Annotated in this window: 24 protein-coding genes; 10 read left to right on the forward strand and 14 right to left on the reverse strand. The window is 67.4% G+C overall.

The window, feature by feature from the left end:
- Positions 1 to 22: 22 nt before the first annotated feature.
- Positions 23 to 988, forward strand: a complete 966-nt coding sequence (locus tag ACSQ2G_RS23455) for a hypothetical protein (RefSeq protein ID WP_436034776.1) — start codon at positions 23 to 25, stop codon at positions 986 to 988.
- Positions 989 to 998: 10 nt separating this feature from the next.
- Here the strand turns inward: ACSQ2G_RS23455 and ACSQ2G_RS23460 are convergent, their stop codons facing one another.
- On the reverse strand, positions 999 to 1,919 hold the full coding sequence (locus ACSQ2G_RS23460; protein ID WP_436034777.1) for a Gfo/Idh/MocA family protein: 921 nt from the start codon (positions 1,917 to 1,919) through the stop codon (positions 999 to 1,001).
- A 115-nt stretch (positions 1,920 to 2,034) separates the two neighbouring features.
- Here ACSQ2G_RS23460 and ACSQ2G_RS23465 point away from each other — a divergent pair, with 115 nt between their 5' ends.
- From ACSQ2G_RS23465 to ACSQ2G_RS23480, 4 genes are all read left to right on the forward strand, one after another.
- Positions 2,035 to 3,060, forward strand: a complete 1,026-nt coding sequence (locus tag ACSQ2G_RS23465; protein WP_436034778.1) for an NADP-dependent oxidoreductase — start codon at positions 2,035 to 2,037, stop codon at positions 3,058 to 3,060.
- Between the two features lie 381 nt (positions 3,061 to 3,441).
- Positions 3,442 to 3,771, forward strand: a complete 330-nt coding sequence (gene clpS / locus ACSQ2G_RS23470; RefSeq protein WP_007672483.1) for an ATP-dependent Clp protease adapter ClpS — start codon at positions 3,442 to 3,444, stop codon at positions 3,769 to 3,771.
- Between the two features lie 11 nt (positions 3,772 to 3,782).
- Positions 3,783 to 6,104, forward strand: a complete 2,322-nt coding sequence (clpA, locus tag ACSQ2G_RS23475) for an ATP-dependent Clp protease ATP-binding subunit ClpA (protein ID WP_436034779.1) — start codon at positions 3,783 to 3,785, stop codon at positions 6,102 to 6,104.
- A 111-nt stretch (positions 6,105 to 6,215) separates the two neighbouring features.
- Positions 6,216 to 6,650 carry a hypothetical protein gene (locus tag ACSQ2G_RS23480; protein ID WP_436034780.1) on the forward strand — a complete coding sequence of 145 codons (435 nt, stop codon included), beginning with the start codon at positions 6,216 to 6,218 and terminating at the stop codon, positions 6,648 to 6,650.
- 12 nt (positions 6,651 to 6,662) lie between these two features.
- Here ACSQ2G_RS23480 and ACSQ2G_RS23485 read toward each other — a convergent pair whose 3' ends face one another.
- The gene (locus ACSQ2G_RS23485; RefSeq protein ID WP_436034781.1) at positions 6,663 to 7,094 is read right to left on the reverse strand and encodes an HIT family protein; all 432 of its coding nucleotides are present in this window, start codon (positions 7,092 to 7,094) and stop codon (positions 6,663 to 6,665) included.
- Positions 7,095 to 7,154: 60 nt separating this feature from the next.
- Between ACSQ2G_RS23485 and ACSQ2G_RS23490 the strand changes: the two genes are divergently transcribed.
- A complete protein-coding gene (locus ACSQ2G_RS23490) occupies positions 7,155 to 7,742 on the forward strand; it encodes a DUF4287 domain-containing protein (RefSeq protein ID WP_436034796.1) in 588 nt (195 codons plus the stop codon).
- A gap of 216 nt (positions 7,743 to 7,958) precedes the next feature.
- Here the strand turns inward: ACSQ2G_RS23490 and ACSQ2G_RS23495 are convergent, their stop codons facing one another.
- The 4 genes from ACSQ2G_RS23495 to ACSQ2G_RS23510 form a co-directional block, all read right to left on the reverse strand.
- Entirely contained in the window at positions 7,959 to 9,119 is a 1,161-nt protein-coding gene (locus ACSQ2G_RS23495) for a GNAT family N-acetyltransferase (RefSeq protein WP_436034782.1), read from the reverse strand.
- On the reverse strand, positions 9,116 to 9,892 hold the full coding sequence (locus ACSQ2G_RS23500) for a glycerophosphodiester phosphodiesterase (RefSeq protein WP_436034783.1): 777 nt from the start codon (positions 9,890 to 9,892) through the stop codon (positions 9,116 to 9,118). Before ACSQ2G_RS23500 ends, ACSQ2G_RS23495 begins: the two co-directional genes overlap by 4 nt.
- Positions 9,892 to 10,350: a RidA family protein gene (locus ACSQ2G_RS23505; RefSeq protein ID WP_436034784.1), complete on the reverse strand. Its 459-nt coding sequence runs from the start codon at positions 10,348 to 10,350 to the stop codon at positions 9,892 to 9,894. The genes ACSQ2G_RS23500 and ACSQ2G_RS23505 overlap by 1 nt, the downstream gene beginning before the upstream one ends.
- A 124-nt stretch (positions 10,351 to 10,474) precedes the next feature.
- Positions 10,475 to 10,909, reverse strand: a complete 435-nt coding sequence (locus tag ACSQ2G_RS23510) for a phasin family protein (RefSeq protein WP_436034785.1) — start codon at positions 10,907 to 10,909, stop codon at positions 10,475 to 10,477.
- A gap of 315 nt (positions 10,910 to 11,224) precedes the next feature.
- Here ACSQ2G_RS23510 and ACSQ2G_RS23515 point away from each other — a divergent pair, with 315 nt between their 5' ends.
- Complete coding sequence (locus ACSQ2G_RS23515; protein WP_436034786.1) at positions 11,225 to 12,532, forward strand: serine hydrolase; 1,308 nt, start codon at positions 11,225 to 11,227, stop codon at positions 12,530 to 12,532.
- A gap of 159 nt (positions 12,533 to 12,691) precedes the next feature.
- Here ACSQ2G_RS23515 and ACSQ2G_RS23520 read toward each other — a convergent pair whose 3' ends face one another.
- The gene (locus ACSQ2G_RS23520) at positions 12,692 to 13,117 is read right to left on the reverse strand and encodes a J domain-containing protein (protein WP_436034787.1); all 426 of its coding nucleotides are present in this window, start codon (positions 13,115 to 13,117) and stop codon (positions 12,692 to 12,694) included.
- A 30-nt stretch (positions 13,118 to 13,147) separates the two neighbouring features.
- Entirely contained in the window at positions 13,148 to 13,984 is an 837-nt protein-coding gene (mipZ, locus tag ACSQ2G_RS23525; protein ID WP_436034788.1) for a division plane-positioning ATPase MipZ, read from the reverse strand.
- 208 nt (positions 13,985 to 14,192) lie between these two features.
- On the opposite strand from mipZ, the gene panC reads away from it, so the two are divergent.
- Positions 14,193 to 15,038 (forward strand): pantoate--beta-alanine ligase, encoded by an 846-nt coding sequence (panC, locus tag ACSQ2G_RS23530; RefSeq protein WP_436034797.1) that lies wholly within the window; start codon positions 14,193 to 14,195, stop codon positions 15,036 to 15,038.
- Positions 15,039 to 15,185: 147 nt separating this feature from the next.
- Here the strand turns inward: panC and ACSQ2G_RS23535 are convergent, their stop codons facing one another.
- The 5 genes from ACSQ2G_RS23535 to ACSQ2G_RS23555 are packed head-to-tail and all read right to left on the reverse strand — an operon-like array spanning position 15,186 to position 21,420.
- Positions 15,186 to 15,587: a DUF1489 family protein gene (locus tag ACSQ2G_RS23535; RefSeq protein ID WP_436034789.1), complete on the reverse strand. Its 402-nt coding sequence runs from the start codon at positions 15,585 to 15,587 to the stop codon at positions 15,186 to 15,188.
- A 9-nt stretch (positions 15,588 to 15,596) separates the two neighbouring features.
- The gene (locus ACSQ2G_RS23540; RefSeq protein WP_436034790.1) at positions 15,597 to 17,558 is read right to left on the reverse strand and encodes an acetyl/propionyl/methylcrotonyl-CoA carboxylase subunit alpha; all 1,962 of its coding nucleotides are present in this window, start codon (positions 17,556 to 17,558) and stop codon (positions 15,597 to 15,599) included.
- 10 nt (positions 17,559 to 17,568) lie between these two features.
- Positions 17,569 to 18,936, reverse strand: coding sequence for a DUF3667 domain-containing protein (locus tag ACSQ2G_RS23545; protein WP_436034791.1), 1,368 nt, complete (start codon positions 18,934 to 18,936; stop codon positions 17,569 to 17,571).
- Between the two features lie 18 nt (positions 18,937 to 18,954).
- A complete protein-coding gene (locus ACSQ2G_RS23550) occupies positions 18,955 to 19,794 on the reverse strand; it encodes an enoyl-CoA hydratase-related protein (protein WP_436034792.1) in 840 nt (279 codons plus the stop codon).
- An 18-nt stretch (positions 19,795 to 19,812) separates the two neighbouring features.
- Positions 19,813 to 21,420 (reverse strand): carboxyl transferase domain-containing protein, encoded by a 1,608-nt coding sequence (locus ACSQ2G_RS23555; protein WP_436034793.1) that lies wholly within the window; start codon positions 21,418 to 21,420, stop codon positions 19,813 to 19,815.
- 113 nt (positions 21,421 to 21,533) lie between these two features.
- On the opposite strand from ACSQ2G_RS23555, the gene ACSQ2G_RS23560 reads away from it, so the two are divergent.
- Positions 21,534 to 23,324, forward strand: coding sequence for a patatin-like phospholipase family protein (locus tag ACSQ2G_RS23560; protein ID WP_436034798.1), 1,791 nt, complete (start codon positions 21,534 to 21,536; stop codon positions 23,322 to 23,324).
- On the opposite strand, the gene ACSQ2G_RS23565 is transcribed toward ACSQ2G_RS23560, so the two are convergent.
- Positions 23,290 to 24,066 carry a methyltransferase domain-containing protein gene (locus ACSQ2G_RS23565; protein WP_436034794.1) on the reverse strand — a complete coding sequence of 259 codons (777 nt, stop codon included), beginning with the start codon at positions 24,064 to 24,066 and terminating at the stop codon, positions 23,290 to 23,292. The genes ACSQ2G_RS23560 and ACSQ2G_RS23565 overlap by 35 nt on opposite strands.
- 141 nt (positions 24,067 to 24,207) lie before the next feature.
- Here ACSQ2G_RS23565 and ACSQ2G_RS23570 point away from each other — a divergent pair, with 141 nt between their 5' ends.
- The gene (locus tag ACSQ2G_RS23570) at positions 24,208 to 24,339 is read left to right on the forward strand and encodes a hypothetical protein (protein ID WP_436034795.1); all 132 of its coding nucleotides are present in this window, start codon (positions 24,208 to 24,210) and stop codon (positions 24,337 to 24,339) included.
- Positions 24,340 to 24,410: the final 71 nt, after the last annotated feature.

Raw genomic sequence — 24,410 nt, forward strand, 5'->3', positions numbered from 1 at the left:
CGGGCGCATATCGGGGGGAAGAATGAACGGCACAGCACTCGCCATAGTCGGAACCGCCATCGCGGTTTTAGGAGTCGCTGCAACTCTTATATCGCCAAGATTAACACGAAGAACCAGAATATTTTGTGATATTACCGAGGTTTCAAAGTTTGGCGACTGGGATGCCACTGGAGACATAAGTCTCGAAGTACTTCATAATGGATTTCCAATATCCGGACAGCTTTATCTATTTTTTGGATATATAGAAAATACTGGAAGTATGGATGTCACAAAAGATCATTTTGTTCAATCTATAAATGTATCGACGAAGCCCGGCATAGAACTCATCACCGCAGAAGCACGCTCCATTAGTGACGCGGGGGTTAATTTTCAAATTAGCAATGGCTTAGGAAACCTTCGCTGGACAATCCTGAAGCCTGGAGAAATCGTAAAAATAAAGGGCGTCGTTCGAATTTTAGATCAAACAATTAAGAAAATTGACTCTGACCAAATAAGTATTTCTGCGCGTTTAAAGGACGTTTCCATAGGAAAAAATTGGAAATCATCCATGCCATTTATGGTTGCGAACATCATGACGTCGACAATCATGGCAAGCGTCGTCTTAATTGCAGGATTTTTTCTATCTGGAAAAGCAAATTATCCGACATATACAGATAGAAACGGAGAGATCATTACAATTCGCCAGATAACTTCTGACGACTTTATATTGCCGAATAAAGATAGGAATTTTATCGCATGCCTCCCGGTAAAAATGCGTTTCCTCCCTTCAAAATGCAAGAAAATTGACAAACATGAAGCGGAAGCCGCCTTCAATAAATCCAAAATTATGGAAGCATACACTGGAATACAAAAGGAAGCGTACTTCGCTTCACTGCTGATTTTCTTTGGAGTGTTCTTTGTAAATCACTTTGTTGTAAATATTATGTCCCAGAGATTGAGGAAAATGTCCGCCAACTCGAATTTTAGAAGACTTTTCCTTTTACCATAGAGCGTAGCGATTACCCCCTCGCCGCCTGCTCCACCGCCAGTCCCAGGTCCAGCGCCCGCGCCGCCTCGTCGCCCGTCACCACCGGGCGGGGCGCCTGGCCGCGCACGGCCTTGAGGAAGCCGGCGACGCTCTGGCCCAGGGGGTCCTTGCCGGCCGGGGTCTCGGTGAAGTCCTCGATCAGCGGGAACGGGGTGGTGTTTCGGAAGGTTCGGGCCAGAAAATCGATCTCGACCTCGCCCGAGGGATAGACGACCTTCATGGTCCGCTCGCGGGCCTCGGCGACGCGCGATGAGTCGAACACGGCGGTGAAGCCGTTGTCGAAGGTGGCCTCGGCCTTCACCCAATCCAGCGAGGTAGAACGGGTGATCGCCCCCTCGCCTTCCACGGTCACCGGCTCGCCGTCGCAGAGAGCCAGGGCCAGGTCGATGTCGTGGATCATCAGGTCCAGCACCACCGAGACGTCGAGGTTGCGGTCCGAGGGCGTGCCCCGACGCACGGCTTCCAGGCGCAGCGGCTGCTCGGGGATGTCCAGCAGGCCCATGGCCTGGAACACCACGCGCTCCTGGTGGCCGCAGGCCAGCGGCAGGCCGGCCTTGGCGGCTGCGGCGACCAGGGCGTCGGCGTCGGCCGGCGTCACGGCCAGGGGCTTCTCGGAATAGACCGGCTTGCCGGCCTTCAGCGCCGCCAGGCCCGCCTTGGCGTGGTGCACGGCCGGGGTGGCGACGGTGACCACGTCGACGGCGGCCAGGAACGCGGCCATGTCGTCGAAGGCCCGCGCGCCCAGCGGCTCGGCCAGGGCCTGGGCCCGCGCCAGGTCGATGTCGAACACCGCGACGAGCTCGACGCCGTCCAGCTCGACATACTTCTTGGCGTGATAGCCGCCGAACACGCCGGCGCCGACGACGCCCGCCTTGAGAAGATCTTGGGTCATGGCCGCTGTCTAAACCGTTCGCTTTCGTGCGGGAAGCGCTGGAGCCGCGGGCGAGACCGGTCTAAACGTTCGTTTGAACAACGCACCTCGATGGCGAGGGCTGGGAGAAACGACCATGGTCACCTCGCGCGAAATCCGTCTGAAGAGCCGCCCAGTGGGCGCGCCCGTGCACGACAACTTCGAACTGGCGACCGTCGAGGTCGCCGCGCCCGGCGACGGCGAGATCCAGGTCCGGAACCTGTGGATGTCGGTCGATCCCTACATGCGCGGCCGCATGACCGACCGGAAGAGCTATGTGCCGCCGTTCGAGCTGGGCAAGGCCCTGCAGGGGGGCGCGATCGGCGAGGTCACGGCCTCGAACGACCCGGACTTCAAGCCGGGCGACATCGTGTCGACGATGTTCGGCTGGCGCGAGGTGTTCAATGTCTCGCCCAAGGCCCTGGCCGCCGGCGGGATGGGCGGGGTGACCAGGATCGACACCCACGGCCTGCCGCCCCAGACCTTCCTGGGCGTGGCCGGCATGCCGGGCCTGACCGCCTATGTCGGCCTGCTGCGGATCGCGGCCTTGAAGGACGGCGACGTCGTGTTCGTCTCGGCCGCGGCCGGGGCCGTGGGCTCGGTGGTCTGCCAGATCGCCAAGCTGAAGGGCCACACGGTGATCGGCTCGGCCGGCGGCCCCGAGAAGGTCGCCTTCCTCAAGAGCATCGGCGTCGACCACGTGATCGACTACAAGGCCACGCCCGACGTCGTCGCCGAACTGGAGAAGGCCGCGCCCAAGGGTATCGACGTCTATTTCGAGAACGTCGGCGGCGTGCACCTGGAAGCCGCCCTGAACTCGGCCCGGCCGTTCGCCCGCTTCGCCCTGTGCGGGATGATCTCGCAATACAACGAGACCGGAAAGCTGACCGGCCCATCCAACATCATCCAGGCGGTGGGCAAGAGCCTGCGGCTGGAGGGCTTCATCGTCTCCAACCACTACGACCTGGCCCCGCAGTTCCTCAAGGACATGGCCGGCTGGATCGGCGCGGGCCAGATCAGGTGGAACGAAACCGTGGAGGACGGCGTCGAGCGTGCGCCGGACGCCTTCATCAAGCTGTTCAAGGGCGAGAACCTGGGGAAGATGCTGGTGAAGCTGGGGTAGTCGCTCCTCCCCTGTGGGGGAGGCGATCGCGCAGCGATCGGTGGGGGGAGTTCTGGGGTCGTCAGTCCGGGTGTCAGCGACGCCCGATCACTCCCCCCTCCGTCGGCTGCGCCGACACCTCCCCCACAGGGGGAGGATCTTTGAGCGCCACTGAGTCGCCCCATCCGCCCCTTGCGGAGCGTGAAAACGGCCCCCATTTGCGCTCCTCACCCCAGGCAACCAACCTGCCCTCATCGCCGCTATCCCAAGCGGTACGCCACTTTGCGCGGCGCCCCTGTGTTAAAGCGGCGCAGCGGCGCGGCAGCCCCTTCCAATGCTGCCGCGTTTCCATATCTAATCCATGTAAGGCGGGTTGTTCGGCCCGCCGGGAGAAAGCGGTCAATGGCCGAGCGAAAGCAAGGCGGACAAAACAACGGCGCGGGCTCTTCGGTCATCACGGAAGTGAAGCCGAAGACACAAAAGCCCTCGCTGTATCGCGTACTGATCTTGAACGACGATTATACTCCGATGGAGTTCGTCGTTTACGTACTTGAACGTTTCTTCAACAAGTCGCGCGAAGATGCGACCCGGATCATGCTGCACGTTCATCAGCATGGCGTCGGCGTTTGCGGCGTTTTCACCTACGAAGTTGCCGAGACCAAGGTCGCGCAAGTGATCGACTCGGCGCGCAGGCATCAGCACCCCCTGCAGTGCACCATGGAAAAGGATTGAGGAGCCTCCCCTTGCCCTCTTTTTCGCGCCCACTTGAAGAATCCCTGCATCGCGCCGTCGCTTACGCCAATCAGCGCAAGCACGAGTACGCCACGCTTGAACACCTGCTGCTGTCGCTCACCGACGACGACGACGCGGCCGGCGTCATGCGGGCCTGCGATGTCGACCTCAACGCTCTGAAGAAGAGCCTCGTGACCTATCTCGACGTCGAACTGGCCTCGCTGGTCGTCGACGACGAGGACGACGCCAAGCCCACGGCGGGCTTCCAGCGCGTGATCCAGCGCGCGGTGATCCACGTCCAGTCCTCCGGCCGCGAGGAAGTGACCGGCGCCAACGTGCTGGTCGCCATCTTCTCGGAACGCGAGAGCCACGCCGCCTACTTCCTGCAAGAGCAGGACATGACCCGCTACGACGCGGTGAACTTCATCGCCCACGGCATCGCCAAGAAGGCCGGCGCGTCCGAGCCCAAGGCGGCCAAGGGCGCCACGGTCGAGGAAGACGTCGAGAAGCCCAACGCCAAGACCGGCGGCGAGGCCCTCGAAGCCTATTGCGTCGACCTCAACGAGAAGGCCCGCCAGGGCAAGGTCGACCCGCTGATCGGCCGCGCGAACGAAGTGGAACGCGCGATCCAGATCCTGTGCCGCCGGACCAAGAACAACCCGCTGCTGGTGGGCGAGCCGGGCGTCGGCAAGACCGCCATCGCCGAGGGCCTGGCCCGCAAGATCATCACCAACCAGGTCCCCGAAGTCCTGGCGGAAGCCACCATCTACTCGCTCGACATGGGCGCGCTGCTGGCCGGCACCCGCTATCGCGGCGACTTCGAGGAACGCGTCAAGCAGGTGGTCAAGGAACTCGAGAACCACCCCAACGCGGTGCTGTTCATCGACGAGATCCACACGGTGATCGGCGCGGGCGCCACCTCGGGCGGGGCGATGGACGCCTCCAACCTGCTCAAGCCCGCCTTGGCCTCGGGCACCCTGCGGTGCATGGGCTCGACCACCTACAAGGAGTTCCGCCAGCACTTCGAGAAGGATCGGGCCCTGGTCCGCCGCTTCCAGAAGATCGACGTCAACGAACCGACGGTGGAAGACACCATCAAGATCCTCAAGGGCCTGAAGACCTATTACGAGGACTTCCACAAGCTGAAGTACACCAACGAGGCCCTGAAGGTGGCGGTGGAGCTGTCGGCCAAGTACATCACCGACCGCAAGCTGCCCGACAAGGCGATCGACGTGATCGACGAGGCGGGCGCGGGCCAGATGCTGCTGCCGGAAGGCCGCCGCAAGAAGGTCCTGGGCGTCAAGGAGATCGAAGCTGTCGTGGCCAAGATCGCCCGCATCCCGCCCAAGTCGGTCTCCAAGTCCGACACCGAGTCCCTGCGCGAGCTGGAGGCGGACCTCAAGCGCGCCGTGTTCGGCCAGGACGAGGCGCTCATGCAGCTGTCCTCGGCCATGAAGCTGGCGCGGGCCGGTCTGCGCGACCCGGAAAAGCCGATCGGCAGCTACCTGTTCAGCGGCCCGACCGGCGTCGGCAAGACCGAAGCGGCCAAGCAATTGGCCTCGACCCTCGGGATCGAGATGATCCGCTTCGACATGTCGGAATACATGGAGCGCCACACCGTCAGCCGGCTGATCGGGGCTCCCCCCGGCTATGTCGGCTACGACCAGGGCGGCCAGCTGACCGACGCCGTCGACCAGCACCCGCACGCCGTGGTGCTGCTGGACGAGATCGAGAAGGCCCACGCGGACGTCTACAACATCCTCCTCCAGGTCATGGACCACGGGGTGCTGACCGACAGCAACGGCAAGAAGGTCGACTTCAGGAACGTCATCCTGATCATGACCACCAACGCCGGCGCTTCGGACGCCCAGCGCCAGGCGATCGGCTTCGGCCGCGACAAGGTGCAGGGCGAGGAAGAGGCCGCGCTCAAGCGCCTGTTCACCCCGGAGTTCCGCAACCGCCTCGACGCGGTGGTGGCCTTCAAGTCGCTGACGCCGGAAATCATCCGGATGGTCGTGCAGAAGTTCGTCCTGCAGATGGAAGTCCAGCTGGCCGACCGGAACGTGACGATCTCTCTGAGCGACGACGCCGCCGACTGGCTGGCCAAGAACGGCTTCGACGAGCTCTACGGCGCCCGCCCCCTGGCGCGGGTCATCCAGGAGCACATCAAGAAGCCCTTGGCCGACGACATCCTGTTCGGACGCCTGGTCCGCGGCGGTCACGTCAAGGTCATCCTCAAGGACAGCAAGATCGACTTCGAGATCGAGAGCAATCCGGAAAAGCCCGGCAAGGCTTCGAAGGAAGACGAAGCCGAACCGGCCCTGGCCGAATAGGCTTTACCAGCGGCAAGACAGCGGAAGGCCCGGAGCGATCCGGGCCTTCTTGTTTTTCTCGCTCGCGAATGACGACTGGACAAAACGAGAACACGCGACTAGGTTGATCGCATGAACGTCGCCTTCGACACCCTCAGCGCCTCGAAACGCCTCCGCGACGCGGGTTTGGAAGAACGTGCGGCCGAGGCGATCGTGGAACTGGTGCAGTCGGCGGCGCACTTTCCAGATGTCAGTGGTTTAGCGACAAGGATCGACATCGCCGACATGGCGACCAAGGCCGACTTCGCCAGCATGGCGACGAAAGCTGACATCGCCGACATGGTGAGAAAAGCTGATATCGCCGACATGACGACGAAGGCCGACTTGGCCGATCTGGCCAGCACGACCAAGATGGACATCCAGGGTCTGAAGGCGGACTTGACCATAACCAAGAACCAGATCCTGGCCGAACTGAACGACAGGCTCCGCTTTCAGAGCTTCGCCTTGATGGGTGGCGTGACCGCGATCGTCGGCTTGGCCACCGCCATCCTCAAGCTAGGGCCTTGACGGCGGGCGCTCTCACAGCGCCGCCGCGATCCTCTCCGCCAGCGCCTTCAGTTCCTCGACGTCCGCCATGCCTTCGCCGTGCCGGCCGAGCGGCGCGTCCGCGTAGCGGGGGATGACGTGGAAATGCAGGTGGAACACGCTCTGGCCGGCGGCGGCGCCGTTGAACTGGGTGACCACCACGCCGTCGGGGCTCAGAGCGGTGGTCACCGCCTGGACCGCCTTCTGCACCGCGCCGATCAGCCGGCCCAGGGTCTTGGTCTCGGCCTCCAGCAGGTTGCGGGCCTGGCTGGTCTTGGAGATCACCAGCAGGTGGCCGGGCGACTGCGGGAAGGCGTCCATGAAGGCCAGGACTTGGTCGTCCTCGAACACCTTCACCGCCGGAATCTCGCCCCGGATGATCCTGGCGAAGATATTGTCCGTGTCGTAGATTCCGTGAAGGCTCATGGTCGTCTCCTGTCCTGCGAGGCGGTCGTAGCAAACCTCCGGGGAGGCGCAAGCATGGGCATGAAGGACGGCTCCACCGAACACCTCACCGAACGCCAGAAGAAGTGGTTCGCCTCGGTGCAGGCCAGCCTCGAGCGCGACACCGGCAAGACCCTGGCCCAGTGGGTCGAGATCGTTCGCCGCGACTGCCAGGAGACCCGGCCGCGCGCCCGGACCCAGTGGCTGAAGACCGCCCATGGCCTGGGCGTCAACCGCGCCGCCTACATCCTGGGCGAGGCCTTCCCCGCCGAAGGGCCCGGCTGGGACGACGCCGGCGCCCTGCGCGCGGCCTTGTGGACCGATCCGGCCTCGGCCGCGATCCTGCAGGCGTTGCAGGCGGCGATCGCCGATTTCGAGGGCCTGGTCACCGGCCAGCGCAAGGGCTTCACCGCCTGGTCCCACAAGGTGCAGTTCGCGGCGGCCAAGCCCGTCAAGGGCGGCGGGGCGACGCTGGGCCTAGCCGTGACGCCCGACGCCTCCCCTCGCCTGTCGCCGGCGAAGGCCGAAAGCTGGTCCGAACGCCTGAAGGCCAAGGTCGCCCTAGCCGCGCCGGCCGAGGTCGACGCCGAGATCCGGGCGCTGCTGAAGGCGGCGTGGGAGCGGTCCTGATAGCCAGCGCCCAGCCGATCGCCCGGCCCCGCCGTAGGCGTGGCGGACAGTTGACGATCTTGGGCCGAATTCCTCGTCCTTCGACAGGCTCAGGATGAGGAATTCTACTGAACCGTCCTAAAAAGTAGCCCTCATCAACAGTAACCCTTCATCCTGAGCCTGTCGAAGGACGAGGGCGGCGCCCTCCACGCTAGACGCCGACCTGTCCACAGCGCCCTACCGCTCCTCCCGGAACGGCGAGTATTCCTCGGTCAGCATCTCCATCTCGGCGCTGACCGCCTCGCGCTCACGCTCCAGATAGCGGGCCACCGGTTCGCGGAGGGCCGGGTCGGCGATCCAGTGGGCCGAATAGACCGGGCTGGGCAGGTAGCCGCGAGCGATCTTGTGCTGCCCCTGGGCCCCGGCCTCGACGCGCGGCAGGCCCAGGCGGATCCCGTGCTCGATGGCCTGGTAGTAGCAGAGCTCGAAATGCAGGAACGGCACGTCCTCGTTGCAGCCCCAGTGGCGGCCGTAAAGGCAGTCGTCGCCGATCAGGTTCAGGGCCCCGGCGATCCAGGGCCCGCCCGGCCGGCGGGCCAGGATCAGCAGCACCTTGTCGGCCATCCGCTGGCCCAGCAGCGAATAGAAGGCCCTGTTCAGATAGGGCCGGCCCCACTTGCGGCCGCCGGTGTCCATATAGAAGCCGAAGAAGGCGTCCCAGTGATCCTCGGTCAACTGGTCGCCGGTCAGGCCGACGATCTCCAGGCCGGCCTGGGCGTCGCGGCGCTCGCGGCGGATGGTCTTGCGGCGGTTGGACGACAGAGCCGCCAGGAAGTCGTCGAAACTGGCGTAGCCGTTGTTGAACCAGTGATACTGCTGATCCTGGCGACGCAGCATCCCGCGCTCGCCCATCCACGCCCACTCGTCGGCCTTGGGAAAGGTCACGTGCAGCGACGAGGCCTTCAGCCTGTCGCAAAGGGTCAGGGCTCCACCCAACAGCGCCGAGCGGCCGTCGTCGGCGTCGATGTCGGGCCTGACGATCAACCGCGGACCGGTGACCGGCGAGAACGGCGCGGAACACTGGAGCTTGGGATAATAACGCCCACCGGCCCGCTCGTAGGCGTCGGCCCAGCTATGGTCGAAGACGTATTCGCCCTGGCTGTGGGACTTCAGATACAGCGGCATGACCGCCGCCACGCGGCCCGCCTCGTCCTCGACCGAGAGATGGTGCGGCGCCCAGCCGGTACGTTCGACCGCGCAGCCGCTTTCCTCCAGGGCGTCCAGGAAGTCGAAGCTGACGAAGGGATCGCCGCGCGGGGCCGCGCAGGCGTCCCAGGCGTTGCGGCCGATCTCGGCGATGCGCCGGTGGACGCGCACCTCCGCCTTGACGGCTGTCACGCGGCGAAACCCTCGAAAATCAGGTTGTCGCAATGGCCGCGGACGTTGTCCCACTGCTCGGCCGAGCGCACGGTCCAGGCGACGACCGGCATGCCCTGGGCGCGCAGGGCGCCGGCGCGGGCGTTCGGCAGCATGTCCACCCCCAGGGCCAGGAAGTCGGGCCGAGCGATCTCGACCTGCTCCAGGTTGGCCAGGGACTTGCGAAGCTCCGGCGCCAGCTTGCGGGCGTTCTCGTCGGCCCAGCCATAGCTGTCCAAGCCGCGCAGGATCTGCGGCTGGTGCTCGGCGAACCAGGCGTGGGAATAGGGATTGAAGCCGATCACGGCCGTGGGGCCATTGTGGTCCAGCAGGATCTGGCTGACCTGCTTTTCCAGCTCGCCGACCTCGCCGAACGGGGTCTTCAGCTCGATATAGACCATCGCCCGGTGACCGATCACGGTCAGGGCGTCGGCCAGGGTCGGGATGGTTTCGTCCGTGCCCGACAGGCTCAACCGGCCCAGGTCGGCGGCGGTGTGGTCACGCAGCCTGCCCGGCGCGCCCGTCAGGCGCTCCAGGTGGTCGTCATGGAAGACCACGACGTGGTTGTCGGCGGTCAGTTGGACGTCCAGCTCGATCGCATAGTCGTGGGCGCAGGCGGCCTGGAAGGCGGCCAGGGAGTTCTCGGGCGGGCCGCCGGGCGACCACAGGCCGCGATGGGCCACGGCCGGCGCGAACAGGCGCTCCCACGCCTCGCCGAAGACCTCGGTTCCGGGGCGGGGCCGCGCCGCGCGCATCAGTCCACCTCGACCACGGCGTCGACCTCGACCGAAAAGCCCAGCGGCAGCTTGTAGACGCCCACCGCCGAGCGGGCGTGGCGGCCGGCGTCACCGAACACCTCGACCATCAGGTCCGAGCAGCCGTTGATGACCTTGGGAATGTCGGTGAAGTCCTGGCTGACCTGGACGAAACCGCCCAGCTTGACCACCCGCTTGACCCGGTCCAGGTCGCCGACCGCCGCCTTCATCTGGGCCAGCAGATTGATCCCGCACAGCCGCGCGCCCTGCTGGGCGGTCTCCAGGTCGACGTCGGTCCCGACCGTGCCCTTGAGGCCGCCGTTGGCGTCGAGCGAGATCTGGCCGGAAATGTGGACCAGGTTTCCCGTCTGGACGAAGGGCACATAGTTGGCGACGGGCGCGACCGGTTGCGGCAGCACGATCCCCAGTTCCGCCAGACGCTGTTCGACCTTCGACATCATACGCTCCAATGACCTGGACGCATGCTTAGCGCGGCGGGATGGCAGGACAAGAAAAAAGGCCCGAACCGTTGCCGGCTCGGGCCTTCAAACTGTTCTCGGCTCTGGAAGGAGCCGGTCGCCTTTAGCGGGCGGCCTGCAGCTTTTCGACGGTCGCGGTGACGCGCTCGTTCAGCGGCTTCACCGAGTCCTTGATCGAGGCCGAGACGATCTCCGAGGCCTTGCTGACCTGGGCGATGTAGGCTTCCAGGGCCGACTTGGCCCAGGCGGTCTGCAGCTCGACGGCTTCCTGGACGCTCTTGGCGCCGGCCAGCGACTTGGCGGCGGCGACCTGATCCTCGACGGCCTTCTTCGAATAGGCGAAGGTCTGGGCGCCCAGGGCTTCGGCGCCCTTGGTGGCGGCGGTCACCGAAGCGACCACGGCCTCGAGGTTCTTCTTGGAATGGGTGTTGGCCTCGGCCAGGGCGGCAAGAGACTTTTCGACGCCGTCCTTGAACGCTTGGTTCGAGGCGGTGCTGAACTGTTCGACGGTGTTCTTCAGGGTTTCAGCGGCGGCCATGGGGAAGGCTCCTGGGCAATGGGCGGGGCATGGCGGCGGAGAAGCGGGATCCGGACCATGCGTTGGGACAACATCGGTGTCTCATGTTGCACTGCAGCAGTCAAGGAAATTGTGCAGCGCACCAAAACCTGACGTAGATTCCAGCTCGCGCGGCGGGCGAGAGCGAAGCTTCGCCGCAACGCCTTGAAATTATCCATCTCTGCGGCGAAATCGCTCACCACTTGTTTACCTTAGCGAAAGGCCACGACGCGCATGCTAGGGTCACGCGTGTGGCGGTGCGGAACCGCTCAGTTCAAAATGACGGACGCATTCGCCATGTTCGCCAAGCTTATCCCGGTCCGCTCCGTTCTCGCCGCCCTCGGTCTCGCCGGCGCCATGATGTGCGGCCTGGCCGTCCCGGTCGCCGCCTCGGCTCAGATCCCGTATCTGCAGATGAACAGCGCCGAGCCCAAGTACGCGGCGATCGTCATCGACGCCAATTCGGGTGAAATGCTCTACGACAAGAGGGCCGACAGCCCGCGCTACCCGGCCTCGGTCACCAAGATCATGACGCTGTACCTCACCTTCGAGGCGCTCAGCGAAGGCCGGCTGAAGTTGACTGACCGCGTGCCATTCTCATCGCACGCCGCCGCCCAGAGCCCGACCAAGCTGGGCCTGCAGCCCGGCGACAGCATCAGCGTCGACGAGGCGATCCGCGCCATGACGGTGAAATCGGCCAACGACGCCGCCGTTGCCATGGCCGAGCGACTCGGCGGCAGCGAGTCGCGGTTCGCCGCCCTGATGACCCTGCGCGGCCAGGAACTGGGCATGCGCAACAGCCGCTTCGTCAACGCCTCGGGCCTGCCCGACAGCCGCCAGATCAGCACCGCCCGCGACCTGGCCATCCTGTCGCGCGCCACCATGCGCGACTTCCCGCAGTACTATTCCTACTTCAGCATCAAGGGCTTCGAGTTCCGAGGCCGCTATATCCCCGGCCACAACCGCCTGCTGACCAACATGGAAGGCTTCGACGGCCTGAAGACCGGTTACACCAACGCCTCGGGCTTCAACCTCGCCGGCTCGGCCGTGCGCGACGGTCGCCGCCTGATCGCCGTGGTCCTGGGCGGCTCGTCCACCGCCTGGCGCGACAACAACATGGAAGACCTGCTGACCACGGGCTTCGACGTGCTCAAGCGTCGCTCGCACGGCGAGCGTACGACCATCGCCGCCAACCTCTACGAAGACGAGCCGACCGGCCCGATCATGCGCCCCTCCACCGAGGAAGGCGACGGCGACCAGGCCGGGCTGAAGATCGTGCTGACCGACAATCCCCGCCCCCCCGCCGCCCTGAAGGTCTCGCCGACCCTGAAGACCGCCCAGGCCAAGCCCGCGCCGAAGAAGGCCAGGGGCGAATGGGCCGTGCAGGTCGGGGCGTTCAAGTCCAAGAGCCTGGCCAACGAACAGCTGATGCTGGTCCGCTCACGCTTCTCGAAGTTCGTGGCCGACGCCGAAGGCGCGGTCGAGGGCGCCGCCAGCAGCACCTTCCGCGCCCAGTTTCAGGGCCTGACCGCCGACGCGGCCCGCGGCGCCTGCCGCGCGATCAGCGCCAAGCGCCAGCCCTGCATTGTGCTGGCCCCGCAGTAGGCGGTCACGCCGGGCGGGCGCACTCTCCCCGTTGTCATCCCGGAAGCCTCGCAGAGGCTGTCCGGGACCCAGAGGACTGGGCGAAGACGGCGCGGTTGACCTGGATCCCGGGTCTTCGCTGCGCTACCCCGGAAATGGCGAAACCTGGAATCGCAACTCCTACTTCCCGTCCAGCAACCGGTCCCGCGCGGCGTTGAGCTGCGCGGCGAGGCCGGCGGTGCCGCCCTTGTCCGGGTGGGCCATGCGGATCAGGCGCGAATAGGCCGCCTGGATCTCCGCCTTCGAAGCCCGCGGGCCCACGCCCAGGATCGCCCGCGCCTCGGAGGCGCTGGGTCCTGAACTCACCGGCGTCGCCTTGCGGACCGTCGGGCGCTGGCGGGCGGTCGTGGCGCTCCAGGCGCCGATCACCAGCAGCACGATGCAGATCGGCCACTCGCTGCGCACGCCGCCATAGGCCGCGCCCGCGAAGGCCAGCAGCGCCGTTATGCCCGCGCCGATCCGCCAGCCGTCGCCTTTCAAGACGCGGGTGGCGCGGCCCGACAGGACGAACAGCAGGATCGCGCCGCCCAGCAGCAGATAAAACATGAGACGTGAATCCCGGCGCCGACCCTTGCGCTATTGGGCGGCGAGCAGAGTTTCCCCGGAATAGGCCGAAAGGCCAAGGGCGTGCATCAGGGCCCGCAGTTCCTGGCGCGCGGCCAGGTGCTGCAATGACACCGGCACCGGGCGCACCTGCGGCGACAGGTCAGCGATGGTCAGGCCGAACGGGAACAGCTCGCGATAAATCACCCGGTCGCGCAGGCCGGGGCCCATGCGGAAGCCGACCCGCTTGGACAGGGCCGTCAGCCGATCCTCGACGCGCTTGCGGTTGCGGGCCTCGGTCGTGGCCAGGCGGTTGCGCAGCACCACCCAGTCCAGCGCCTGGCGCTGGCCGGACAGGGCGCGGGCCTTGCGGGCCTCCCAGACGGTCAGGGAGTAGAGGCTGGGCTTCTGCAGCTCCATGGTCACCGGGTCGACATGGCCCAGCATGTCGAAGTCGACGAAGCTGTCGTTCATCGGCGTGACGATCAGGTCGGCCAGGCCGTGGGCCATGCGCGAGATGGCCGTGTCGCCGCCGGGGGTGTCGATCAGCACGAAATCGGCGGCCTCGCGCGCGGCGACGAAGGCGGCCTCGAACCGGGCCACCTGGTCGGTTTCCGGCGCGGCGGCCAGGGCGACGTCGTCGTCGCTGAGCCGGAACGGCAGCGGCTCGGGCAGGGTCACGCCGTTGCCGGCCACCCACGCCTTGCGGTTCTCGAAGAACCGCATCGAGGTGCATTGGCGCAGGTCGAGATCCAGCAGCGCGATCTTGGCGCCGCCATAGAGCAGCGCCGTGGCGAGATGGACGGCGATGGTGGACTTGCCCGCCCCGCCCTTCTCGTTGCCGACGACGATGACACGCGTTTCGGCCATGCCTTCTTTCCTTCTTTTCGCCCGACTCGGCGACTCTCAATGAAAGATTAACATGCAGGAGACGCCCTGAGAGGACGCCACGTCAATCCCGGGGTCGCTTCCCTGTGGACCCATTGTCGCAGGTGGACGCCCGGGCCCGCGTCCGTCATAAGCCAACGCCTGTTCGAGACAGGAGTTCGCCGTGGCCGACCAGAAGCCGAACAAGGCGCTGACCATCGTCCGCACCGTCGCCGACCTGCGCGCCCAGGTCCGCGCCTGGAAGGCTGCCGGCGAGCGCGCGGCGCTGATCCCGACCATGGGCGCCCTGCACGAGGGCCACCTGTCGCTGATCGCCCTGGGCCAGAGCCGCGTCCAGCGCACCGTGGCCAGCGTCTTCGTCAATCCCAGGCAATTCGCCCCGCACGAGGACTTCGACTCCTATCCGCGCGGCGAGGCCCGCGACGCCGATCTGCTGGCCGGGGCCGGCTGCGACCTGATGTTCGCGCCCGGCGTCGAGGAGATGTACGCCCCAGGCTTTTCCACCACCGTCGACCTGACCGGCGTGTCCGAGCCGCTGGAAGGCGCGGCGCGTCCGCAGTTCTTCGGCGGGGTGGCCACGGTGGTGACCAAGCTGCTGATGCAGTCGCAGCCCGACATCGCGATCTTCGGCGAGAAGGACTACCAGCAGCTTCAGGTCATCAAGCGGGTGGTTCGGGACCTGGACATCCCGGTCGAGATCGTCGGCGCGCCCACCGCCCGGGCGGCCGACGGCCTGGCCCTGTCCTCGCGCAACGCCTATCTCAGTCCGCAAGAGCGCGCCGCCGCCGTCGCCCTACCCAACGCCATGAAGACCGCGGCCCGGGCCGTGGCGGCGGGCGGGCGCATCGACGAGGCCGAGGCGACGGCCAAGGCCGCCATCCTCGCCGCGGGCTTCCGCCAGGTGGACTATGTCGATGTCCGCGAGGCCGGCGACCTGTCGCGCCTGGGCCCAGGCCCGATCGGCCAGGCCGACGGCCGCATCCTGGTGGCGGCCTGGCTGGGCAGGACCCGACTGATCGACAACATGGCGGTCTAGCTCAAGAACCCGCTCATCCCGGCGAATGCCGGGACCCAGATCCTATGGCGTTGTGCCTGATTGGATGAACTCGGAGCTAGAGGAACCCGCCTCCCAGCTATCCCATCTGGATCCCGGCATTCGCCGGGATGAGCGGATTATGGGGTATTACCAAGCCCCCAGCTCCCGCAACTGACGCGCCAGGTCGGCCGGCATCTCGGCCGCCTCGGCCTCGGTGAGGTCCGGCGGAACGTCCTCGTGCTTGAGATACCGCCAGCCCTGGAACGGGCGACGCGGCGTGGGCGCGACGCGGACGATGGTCGGATCGACCGTCACCTCGCAGCGCGAGGCTTGGCCCTCGCCGACCGTGTCGATCCTCAGGATCGTCTGGCGGCACAGGATCTGGCCCTTCATCACCCGGTACAGCGAGCCGCCGTCCAGCACCTCGTCGACGCGCTTGGGCGTCATGCGGGTGTGCATGATCCACGGGCGGTCAGCCTCGGCGTGCCAGGCGACGAGTTCGTCGATGTTGTCGCAACCGACGACCAGCTTGATGATGTGCAGGGGCATGGCGGGTACTTAGGCGACCGGCTCCAGCTTCGCCAGCACCACGCCTTCGCTGACCTGGCCGCCGGCGACGGCCGACAGCTCGGTGACCACGCCGTCGAACGGCGCGGCCAGGGCGTGCTCCATCTTCATGGCCTCCAGCGTCAGCAGGGTCTGGCCCTTGACCACCGCCTGGCCGGCCTCGACGGCCACCGAGACGATCTTGCCCGGCATCGGCGACAGGATCGCGCCGTCCGAGGCGGCGGCATGGGCCCCGCCGGCCTGGTAGGCGAAGTCGAACTCGCGCACGTCGCCGCCCTCGAACACATAGAGCGGATCGTCGCCGAACGCCGAGGGCAGCACGTCGACATCGTCCAGCGGCCGGCCGTCCTCGACCGTGATGTCCCACGACCAGTCGTCGCCCGTTCCGCCCGCCAAGGCCACGCGCAGCGGCACGGGCTTGCCGTCGATGCGCAGAGGCAGGTCCATCGCCGCCCGGGGCGCGTTCATCCGGAAGCCCAAGAGGCGCGACGGCGCGCTGGCCCAGACGTCGGCCCGGGGCTGGTCGACCTCCATGAAGGCCTCCAGGCGCTGGCCGATCGCCGCCAGGGTCGGGGCGTCCGAAAAGGTCCGCTGGGTCAACTCCTCCAGCCGCGCCTCGATGAAGCCGGTGTCGACGTCGCCGTCGACGAAGTCGGGATGGCTGGCGCACTGGACCAGGAAGGCGGCGTTGGTCTTGACCGGATATACCTCGACCAAGCGGCAAGCCTCGGCCAGGCGGGCGGCGGCGTCCTCGCGATCGACGCCGTGGGCGATCAGCTTGGCGATCATCGGGTCGTAAAACGGGGTGACCTCGCCGCCCTCCTCCACCGCGCTGTCGATTCGCACGTCGCCCTCGGGCAGGCGGAAGTGGGTCAACGGCCCGGTGCTGGGCAGGAAGCCGGTGGCGGGGTTCTCGGCATAGAGGCGGGCCTCCATGGCCCAGCCGTCCAGCGTGATCTCGTCCTGGGCCAGCGGCAGGGGCTCGCCCGAGGCGACCAGCAACTGCCACTCAACCAGGTCCTGGCCGGTGACCATCTCGGTGACCGGGTGCTCGACCTGCAGGCGGGTGTTCATCTCCATGAACCAGATGCGGTCGGCGCGCAGGCCCTCGGAGGCGTCGGCGATGAACTCCACCGTGCCGGCCCCGACATAGCCCACCGCCTTGGCCGCCTTGACCGCCGCGTCGCAGACGGCGGCCCGGGTGGCTTCGTCCATGCCCGGGGCCGGGGCCTCCTCGATGACCTTCTGGTGACGGCGCTGCAGCGAGCAGTCGCGCTCGAACAGATGGACGACATTGCCGTGGCTGTCGCCGAACACCTGCACCTCGATGTGGCGCGGACGGGTGACGTACTTTTCCAGCAGCACGCGGTCGTCGCCGAAGCTGGCGGCGGCCTCGCGCTGGCACGAGGCGAGCAGGGCGGCGAAATCCTCGGCCTTGCCGACCTTGCGCATGCCCTTGCCGCCGCCGCCGGCCACGGCCTTGATCAGCACCGGGAAGCCAATCTTGGCCGCCTCGGCCGCCAAGCGCTCGGCCGCCTGGTCCTCGCCCAGATAGCCGGGGGTGGTGGGCACGCCAGCTTGGATCATGAGCTTCTTGGCCGCGTCCTTCCGGCCCATGGCCCGGATCGCCGAGGGCGGCGGGCCTATCCAGACCAGGCCGGCGTCGATCACCGCCTGGGCGAAGTCGGCGTTCTCGGACAGGAAGCCGTAGCCCGGGTGGATCGCCTCGGCGCCGGTCTGGCGGGCGGCGGCCAGGATCTTTTCCGGGACCAGGTAGCTCTCGCGGGCCGGGGCCGGGCCGATCAGGATGGCGACGTCGGCCTCCATCACGAACGGCGCCTGCGCGTCCGCCTCGGAATAGACCGCGATCGTCCGCACGCCCAGCTCGCGGGCGGTGCGGATGATCCGACGGGCGATTTCGCCGCGATTGGCGATGAGGACAGACGAGATCAAGACGATATTCCTAGATCTGCGCCAGGGCCAGAAGCGCCAGGCCGACGAGCAGGAGGGAGAAGGAAAACACGGTGGCCCACCAGACGATCAGCGTCTTGAGCGCCGCGCCCACGATGCTGGACCCGTAGGCGCCCCGCAGCGTCTGGAACAGGTTCACCGGCGTCCAGAGCACCAGGAGCCCGAACCACCAGGTCTTGACGGCGTCGGGTAGGACCAGGCCCAGGGCGTTGGTCAGGAACGCGAAGGACAGCAGGTTCATCGCCACCAACAGGTGGTCGTAGATGAAGAACTTGGGCTTGTTGCGATAGACCAGGGCCAGGGCTAGGCCGACGATCGGCAGCAGCAGCACCGCCATGCGGTGGCCCCAGGTGAACAGCACCAACACGTAGAATTCGGGGTTCTCGCGAGCCTTGGCGATGCTTTCCTTTAGCCAGCCGCCGCTCCAGCGGAGAGCCTTGGACGGATCGTGCCCCTTGGCCCTCGCGTCCTTGATCGCGGCTTGGGCTTCCGGCGGGAGGGCCGTCGCGCCGGTTTCCGCCTTGCCGTTGTCGTGGATCGTCACGGAAGGAACGTCGCCGTCGCCGCTGAACGACAAGCCGCGAATCTGCTCGGCCTCGGCCTTGCGCTTCTCCTCCGGCGTCTGGCCCATACCGTCGGGCAGCTTGCCCGCCGCCAGCAGGTCGGCCGTGGCGATCGTCTTGGCGTAGTCAGCCTGGACCTTGGCGACGGCTTCCTGGTAGTCGGCAGGCGCCTTGGTCGCGACCTTCTGGTAGCGCTCCAGGACCCGAGCCTTGTCCTCGTCGGGATCCTTCAGGTCCGCGTCGCGGTCGACGGCGGCCTCGGCCAGGGCGGCGTCGCGGTCGGTCGCCGCTTCCTTCAGGCTGGCGTTGCGGTCCTTGAGGGCTTCGGCGCGCAGGCGAGCGGCCTCGGCGGCCCGGCCTTGTGGCGTGGCCAGGGCCTCGGCGCGCTTGTGGGCCTCTTCCTCGGCGTGGTGCTGGGCCGAATGGATGGCGTGCTCGGCCGCGAAGATGAACAGCAGCAGGGCCACCAGGAAGGTGCGGAACGGCGGCACGTGCCGCACGATCCGGCCCTCCATGTAATCCTTGGCCAGCGTCCCGGGGCGGAAGAACAGGGCCGGCAGGGTCAGGGCCAGGCGGCCGTCGAGGTGGAACATCCCCTCGATCGCCTCCCAGATCAGGTGGCCGATCGAGCGATGGTGGGTGTCGGCGTTCTGGCCGCAGGCGTGGCAATAAGGGCCTTCAAGCGTGGTCTCGCAGTTGGCGCACGGCCTTCCGACGCCTTCGAAGGCGTGCTTCTTGCGTCGCTTGAAGAACGCGCTGAACGAGTCCGCAGCCGCTGCTTCCATTTCGCCCGTCATATGGCCCCCTGCTCGACTCTAGATGGTCCAGCCGGGTTTACGGCGTTCGAGGAAGGCGCGCACGCCTTCTTGGCCTTCGTCCGACACACGGCGGCGGGCGATGCGTCTTGCCGTCTCGTCGAGCAGGCCGCGGTCGATCTTCTGGCCGACGAAGTCGTTGACCAGGGCCTTGGCGTCGCCGATCGCGCCGGGGGCGCAGGCCGCGACCTCCTCGACCAGGGCGTCCTGGGCGGCGACCAGCCCGGCCGCGTCGTCGAACACCTCGTCGACCAGGCCGTAGCTCCAGGCCTGGTCGGCGTCGAACACCCGGCCGGTGGCGAACAGCAGCTTGGCGGTGCGCGGCCCCAGGGCGGCGATCACATAGGGACTGATGGTGGCCGGGGTCAGGCCCAGCTTGACCTCGGAGAAGGCGAACCGCGCGTCGGCCGTCGCCAGGGCGTGGTCGCAGGCCGCCACCAGGCCGGCTCCGCCGCCAAAGGCCGGCCCCTCGACCAGGGCCACGGTCAGGGCCGGGATGTCGTGCAGGGCCTTCAGCATCTGGGCCAGGGCCAGGGCGTCGTCGCGGTTGTCGTCCTCGCTCCAGTCGGCGGCCGCCTTCATCCACTCCAGGTCGGCCCCGGCGCAGAACGCCCCGCCCACCCCGCGCAGGAAGACGATCCGCACGCCTTCGGCCCCATGCAGGGTTTCGAACGCCTGGTGCAGGGCGGCGATGGTCGCCGCATCGAAGGCGTTCTTCCGGGCGGGACGGTTGATCCAGACGGTGACCGCGCCCTCCGGCGTGGAGTCCAGGTGGACCAGCGGGGTCATGGCGTTGGTGTCGGGAACCTCGACGATCGGGTCGGCGATGGGGTTGGTCATGGCTTGTCCTTTCCCGGCTTACATCCGGAAGACGCCAAAGGTGGTCTCGGGGATCGAGGCGTTCAGGCTGGCGCTGATCGCCAGGCCCAGCACGTCGCGGGTCTGGGCCGGGTCGATGATCCCATCGTCCCACAGGCGGGCGGTAGCGTGGTAGGGGTCGCCCTCGGCCTCGTAGCGGGCGCGGATCGGGGCCTTGAACGCCTCCTCCTCCTCGGCCGCCCAGGTCTCGCCCTTGGCCTCCATCCCGTCGCGCTTGATCGTGGACAGCACGCTCGCCGCCTGCTCGCCGCCCATCACGCTGATGCGGCTGTTGGGCCAGGTGAACAGGAAGCGCGGGCTGTAGGCCCGGCCGCACATGCCGTAGTTGCCGGCCCCGAAGCTGCCGCCGATCAGCACGGTGAACTTGGGGACCTCGGCGCTGGCGACCGCGGTCACCAGCTTGGCCCCGTCCTTGGCGATGCCGCCGGCCTCGTACTTGCCGCCGACCATGAAGCCCGAGATGTTCTGCAGGAACACCAGCGGGATCTTGCGCTTGCAGGCCAGCTCGATGAAGTGCGCGCCCTTCACGGCGCTTTCGCTGAACAGCACGCCGTTGTTGGCCAGGATCGCCACCGGAAAGCCCCAGATGCGGGCGAAGCCGCAGACCAGGGTCGCGCCGTACAGCGCCTTGAACTCGTCGAACTCGCTGCCATCGACGACGCGGGCGATCACCTCGCGCACGTCATAGGGCGCGCGCACGTCGGTGGGTACGATGCCGTACAGGTCCTCGGCGTCGAACAGCGGCGGCCGGGCGTCGCGGATCTCGGTCTCGACCCGCTTGGTGGTGTTCAGGTTGGCGACGATCGAGCGGACGATCTCCAGCGCGTGCTCGTCGTCATTGGCCACGTGGTCGACGACGCCCGAGCGACGGCCGTGGGTGTCGGCCCCGCCCAGTTCCTCGGCGCTGATCACCTCGCCGGTGGCGGCCTTCACCAGCGGCGGTCCGGCCAGGAAGATCGTGCCCTGGTCACGGACGATCACCGTCTCGTCGCTCATCGCCGGCACATAGGCGCCGCCGGCCGTGCACGAGCCCATGACGCAGGCGATCTGCGCGATGCCCGCCGCGCTCATCCGGGCCTGGTTGAAGAAGATGCGGCCGAAATGGTCGCGGTCGGGGAAGACCTCGGCCTGGTGCGGCAGGTTGGCCCCGCCGCTGTCGACCAGATAGACGCACGGCAGGCGGTTCTGCTGGGCGATCTCCTGGGCCCGCAGGTGCTTCTTCACCGTCATCGGAAAATAGGCGCCGCCCTTCACCGTGGCGTCGTTGGCGACGATCATCACCTCGCGGCCGGACACCCGGCCGACGCCGGTGATCAGGCCCGCGCCCGGCGCCTCGCCGTTATAGAGGTCGCAGGCGGCCAGCTGGCCGATCTCCAGGAACGGCGAGCCGGGATCCAGCAGGCGCTCGACCCGCTGGCGGGGCAGGAGCTTGCCGCGGGCCGCGTGGCGCGTCCGGGCGCTTTCGGGACCGCCCAGGGCCGCCTGCGCGACCCTTTCGCGCAGGGTCTCCACCAGTGCGCGATTGTGCGCGGCGTTTTTGGCGAAAGTCTCGCCGTTTTTGTCGATACCCGTGTTCATCTTCGGCATTAGCGAGGCATAGCCTTTTCCGTTTCCCACCGAAAGCCGCAGTTTTTGACCTTCGATGGCCAAGATCCGCGGTTCAAGTTAGCGTCCCACCCGTGGTCACCCTGCCCGACTTCATGGCCGATACGGCCCTCGCCCGGCTCTTCGCGCAAGAACACCGCGAAGGCGACGCCGCCTGGTTCTCCTTGCCGGGCGGCGCGACACTGTACGCGCCCGGCGAGGCGGCGGACTATCTCTACTTCCTGCGCACCGGGCGGCTGGGCGCTTTCCGGCGGGAGGAAGGCCAGGAGCCGCAGTTCCTCGGCGTGATCCGCCCCGGTGAGCCGGCCGGCGAGATGGCGATGATCGCCGGCTCGGCCCACTCGGCCAACCTGGTGGCCCTGCGTGATTCGGAAGTCCTGGCCCTGCCCCGCGCCGCCTTCTTCGAGGCCGTCGAGCGCGATCCGGACGTGATGATCGAGCTGTCGCGGCTGATGATCCGCCGGGCGCGCAACGCCGGGGCCCACGCCTCGATCGGCGACCCGTCGGTGTTCGGCTTCATCGCGGTCGAGCCCGGCAAGGCGATCCGGCCGATCGTCGAGCGCATCGCCCACGCCATCGCCGTACTGGGCTATTCGGTCACTGTCGAGGGCGCGGCGTCGCTGCTGGCCCCGACCGAATGGTTCAGCACCGTCGAGCGCGAGCACGACTTTGTCCTGTATGTCGCCGAGGCCGAGGAGACCGCCTGGAAGCACGTGGTCGGCCGCCAGGTGGACCGGCTGTTCCGCGTCGGCCTGGGCGACCACCGGCCGCCGGCCGTCATCCCGTCCTACGCTTCGGGTCCGCTGCAGGACCAGCGGCTGGTCGACCTGATCCTGCTGCAGCCGGCCAAGGTCACCCATCCCAAGGGCTCGGGCGAATGGCTGGACGCCACCCGGGCCGCGCGGCTGTTCCATCTGCGCGAGAACGGCATGGCCGACGTGCAGCGCCTGGCGCGGGTGTTGACCGGGCAGTCGGTGGGCCTGGTGCTGTCCGGCGGCGGAGCGCGGGCCTACGCCCATATCGGCGCCATCCAGGCCCTGCGTGAGCGCGGCGTGCCGATCGACTTCGTGGGCGGCGCCTCGATGGGCGCGGTCGTCGCCGCGGGCCTGGCCATGGGCTGGGACGACGGCGAGATGGAGACCCGCATCCGCAAGGCCTTCGTCGACACCAGCCCCCTGGACGACATCGCCTTCCCCCTGGTGGCCATGACCCAGGGCCTGAAGGTCAAGGCGCGGCTGGCCGAGCACTTCGACGACATCGAGATCGCCGACCTGTGGCTGCCGTTCTTCTGCGTGTCGTCGAACCTGACCTCGGGCGCCTATCACCTGCACCGCCAGGGCGTGCTGCGCGAGGCGCTGCGGGCCTCGATCTCGCTGCCCGGCGTGCTGCCGCCGGTGGCGGACGGCAATTCGGTGCTGGTCGACGGGGCGGTGATGAAGAACTTTCCGGCCGACGTCATGCGCGCCTTCCAGCTGGGGCCGATCGTCGGGGTGGACGTCACCCGCGGCCGCAGCATCACCGCCGACGACGTCGACCGCCCGGCCTCGCTGTGGCGCTGGCTGTGGTCGGGCGAATGGCGCAAGGGCCCGCCGATCGTCGCCCTGCTGATGCGGGCCGCCACTGTGTCGACGGGCCGCGACCTGGCCGCCAGCCGCGAGGCCTCGGACGTGCTGATCACCCCCAAGCTCAACGAGATCGACATTCGTGACTGGAAGGCCTTCGACCCCGCGGTCGCGGCAGGCCGCGCGGCCGCCGCCCTGGCCCTGGACAGCCTGGGCAAGCCCGTGACCGAGCTGCGCCGCCGGCCCAGCCTGGCCGACCTGGCCGAGCGAGGCGGTCTTGGGACGCCCCTCAGTAGCGGCGGGCGACCACGAACAGGCGGCTGAACGGGAACAGGGTCACTCCATCCTCGCGGCGCGGATAGTCGACCGCCAGCCGCGCGCGCCACGCCGCCAGGAACGCCGCCTGTTCGGCCGGATCGCCCAGCGCTTCCAGGTAAGGCCGCAGGCTGGTCCCCGAGGTCCAGTCGATGATGGGATCCTCGCCGCCGAGGGCGTGGACATAGGTCGTCACCCAGACGTCGAGGTCCTGGCTCAGCGGCGACAGCCAGTCGTGGTAGGGCCGCGGATCGGCGCCGGAGCGCACGCGCTCGACATCGGCCAGCCGCGCGGCCCAGGGCCCGTCCAGCGCCGTCTCGCGCAGGCTGCGCCGCCAGCCGTCGTCGGCCACCACCGGGATCTGGCAGGCCAGCACACCGCCCGGCGCCAGCAGCCCCATCAGGCGCGGGAACAGCGCCTCGTGGCCGTCCACCCATTGCAGGGCGGCGTTGGTGAAGATCAGGTCGGGCGGCACCTCGGGGGCGAAGGTCGCGATGTCGCCGAGCACCCAGTTGATGTCACCTCGCATCGCCTGCCCGCGCGCCAGCATCTCCGGGCTGGAGTCCAGGCCGTGCACCCGGGCGCCGGGATGGCGGCTGGCTAGCAGGGCCGCGTGCTCGCCCGTCCCGCAGCCCAGGTCCCAGATCTCGCGCGGCGCCAGGCCGCGGGGGATCTGCAGCATCAGGTCCAGGGCCGGCCGGTCGCGATAGGCCTTGTAGCGCTGGTAGACGTCGGGATCCCAGACCGGCATGCGGCCCTCCGTGAACGAACTGCGACAATCGGTCCGGCCATTTGGACCGATCCGTCGCTTTTGTCGCATGGGTGCGCAGGCGCCGAGCGCCTATTCTTTGGTCAAGGCGCGATTTCAGAGCGCCGCAGGATGGAAACCAACGTGAAGCGCCCCGCCGCCACCGCTGTCGCCCTCACCGCCGAGCCCTCGGCCGTGGCCCTGTATCGCCTGGGCCTGCTGGCCGTGAACCTTGGTCTTTGGACCCTCATCGTCGTGATCGCGCGGGCCCTCTAGCCCGATCCCGACGATGCGGCCCCGGGTCGCGCTTGCCCCCCTTGCGCGACCCGGGAGTGCCCTTCCGCTCG

The organism is Caulobacter sp. LjRoot300 (assembly GCF_964253875.1).
Classification (GTDB): domain Bacteria; phylum Pseudomonadota; class Alphaproteobacteria; order Caulobacterales; family Caulobacteraceae; genus Caulobacter.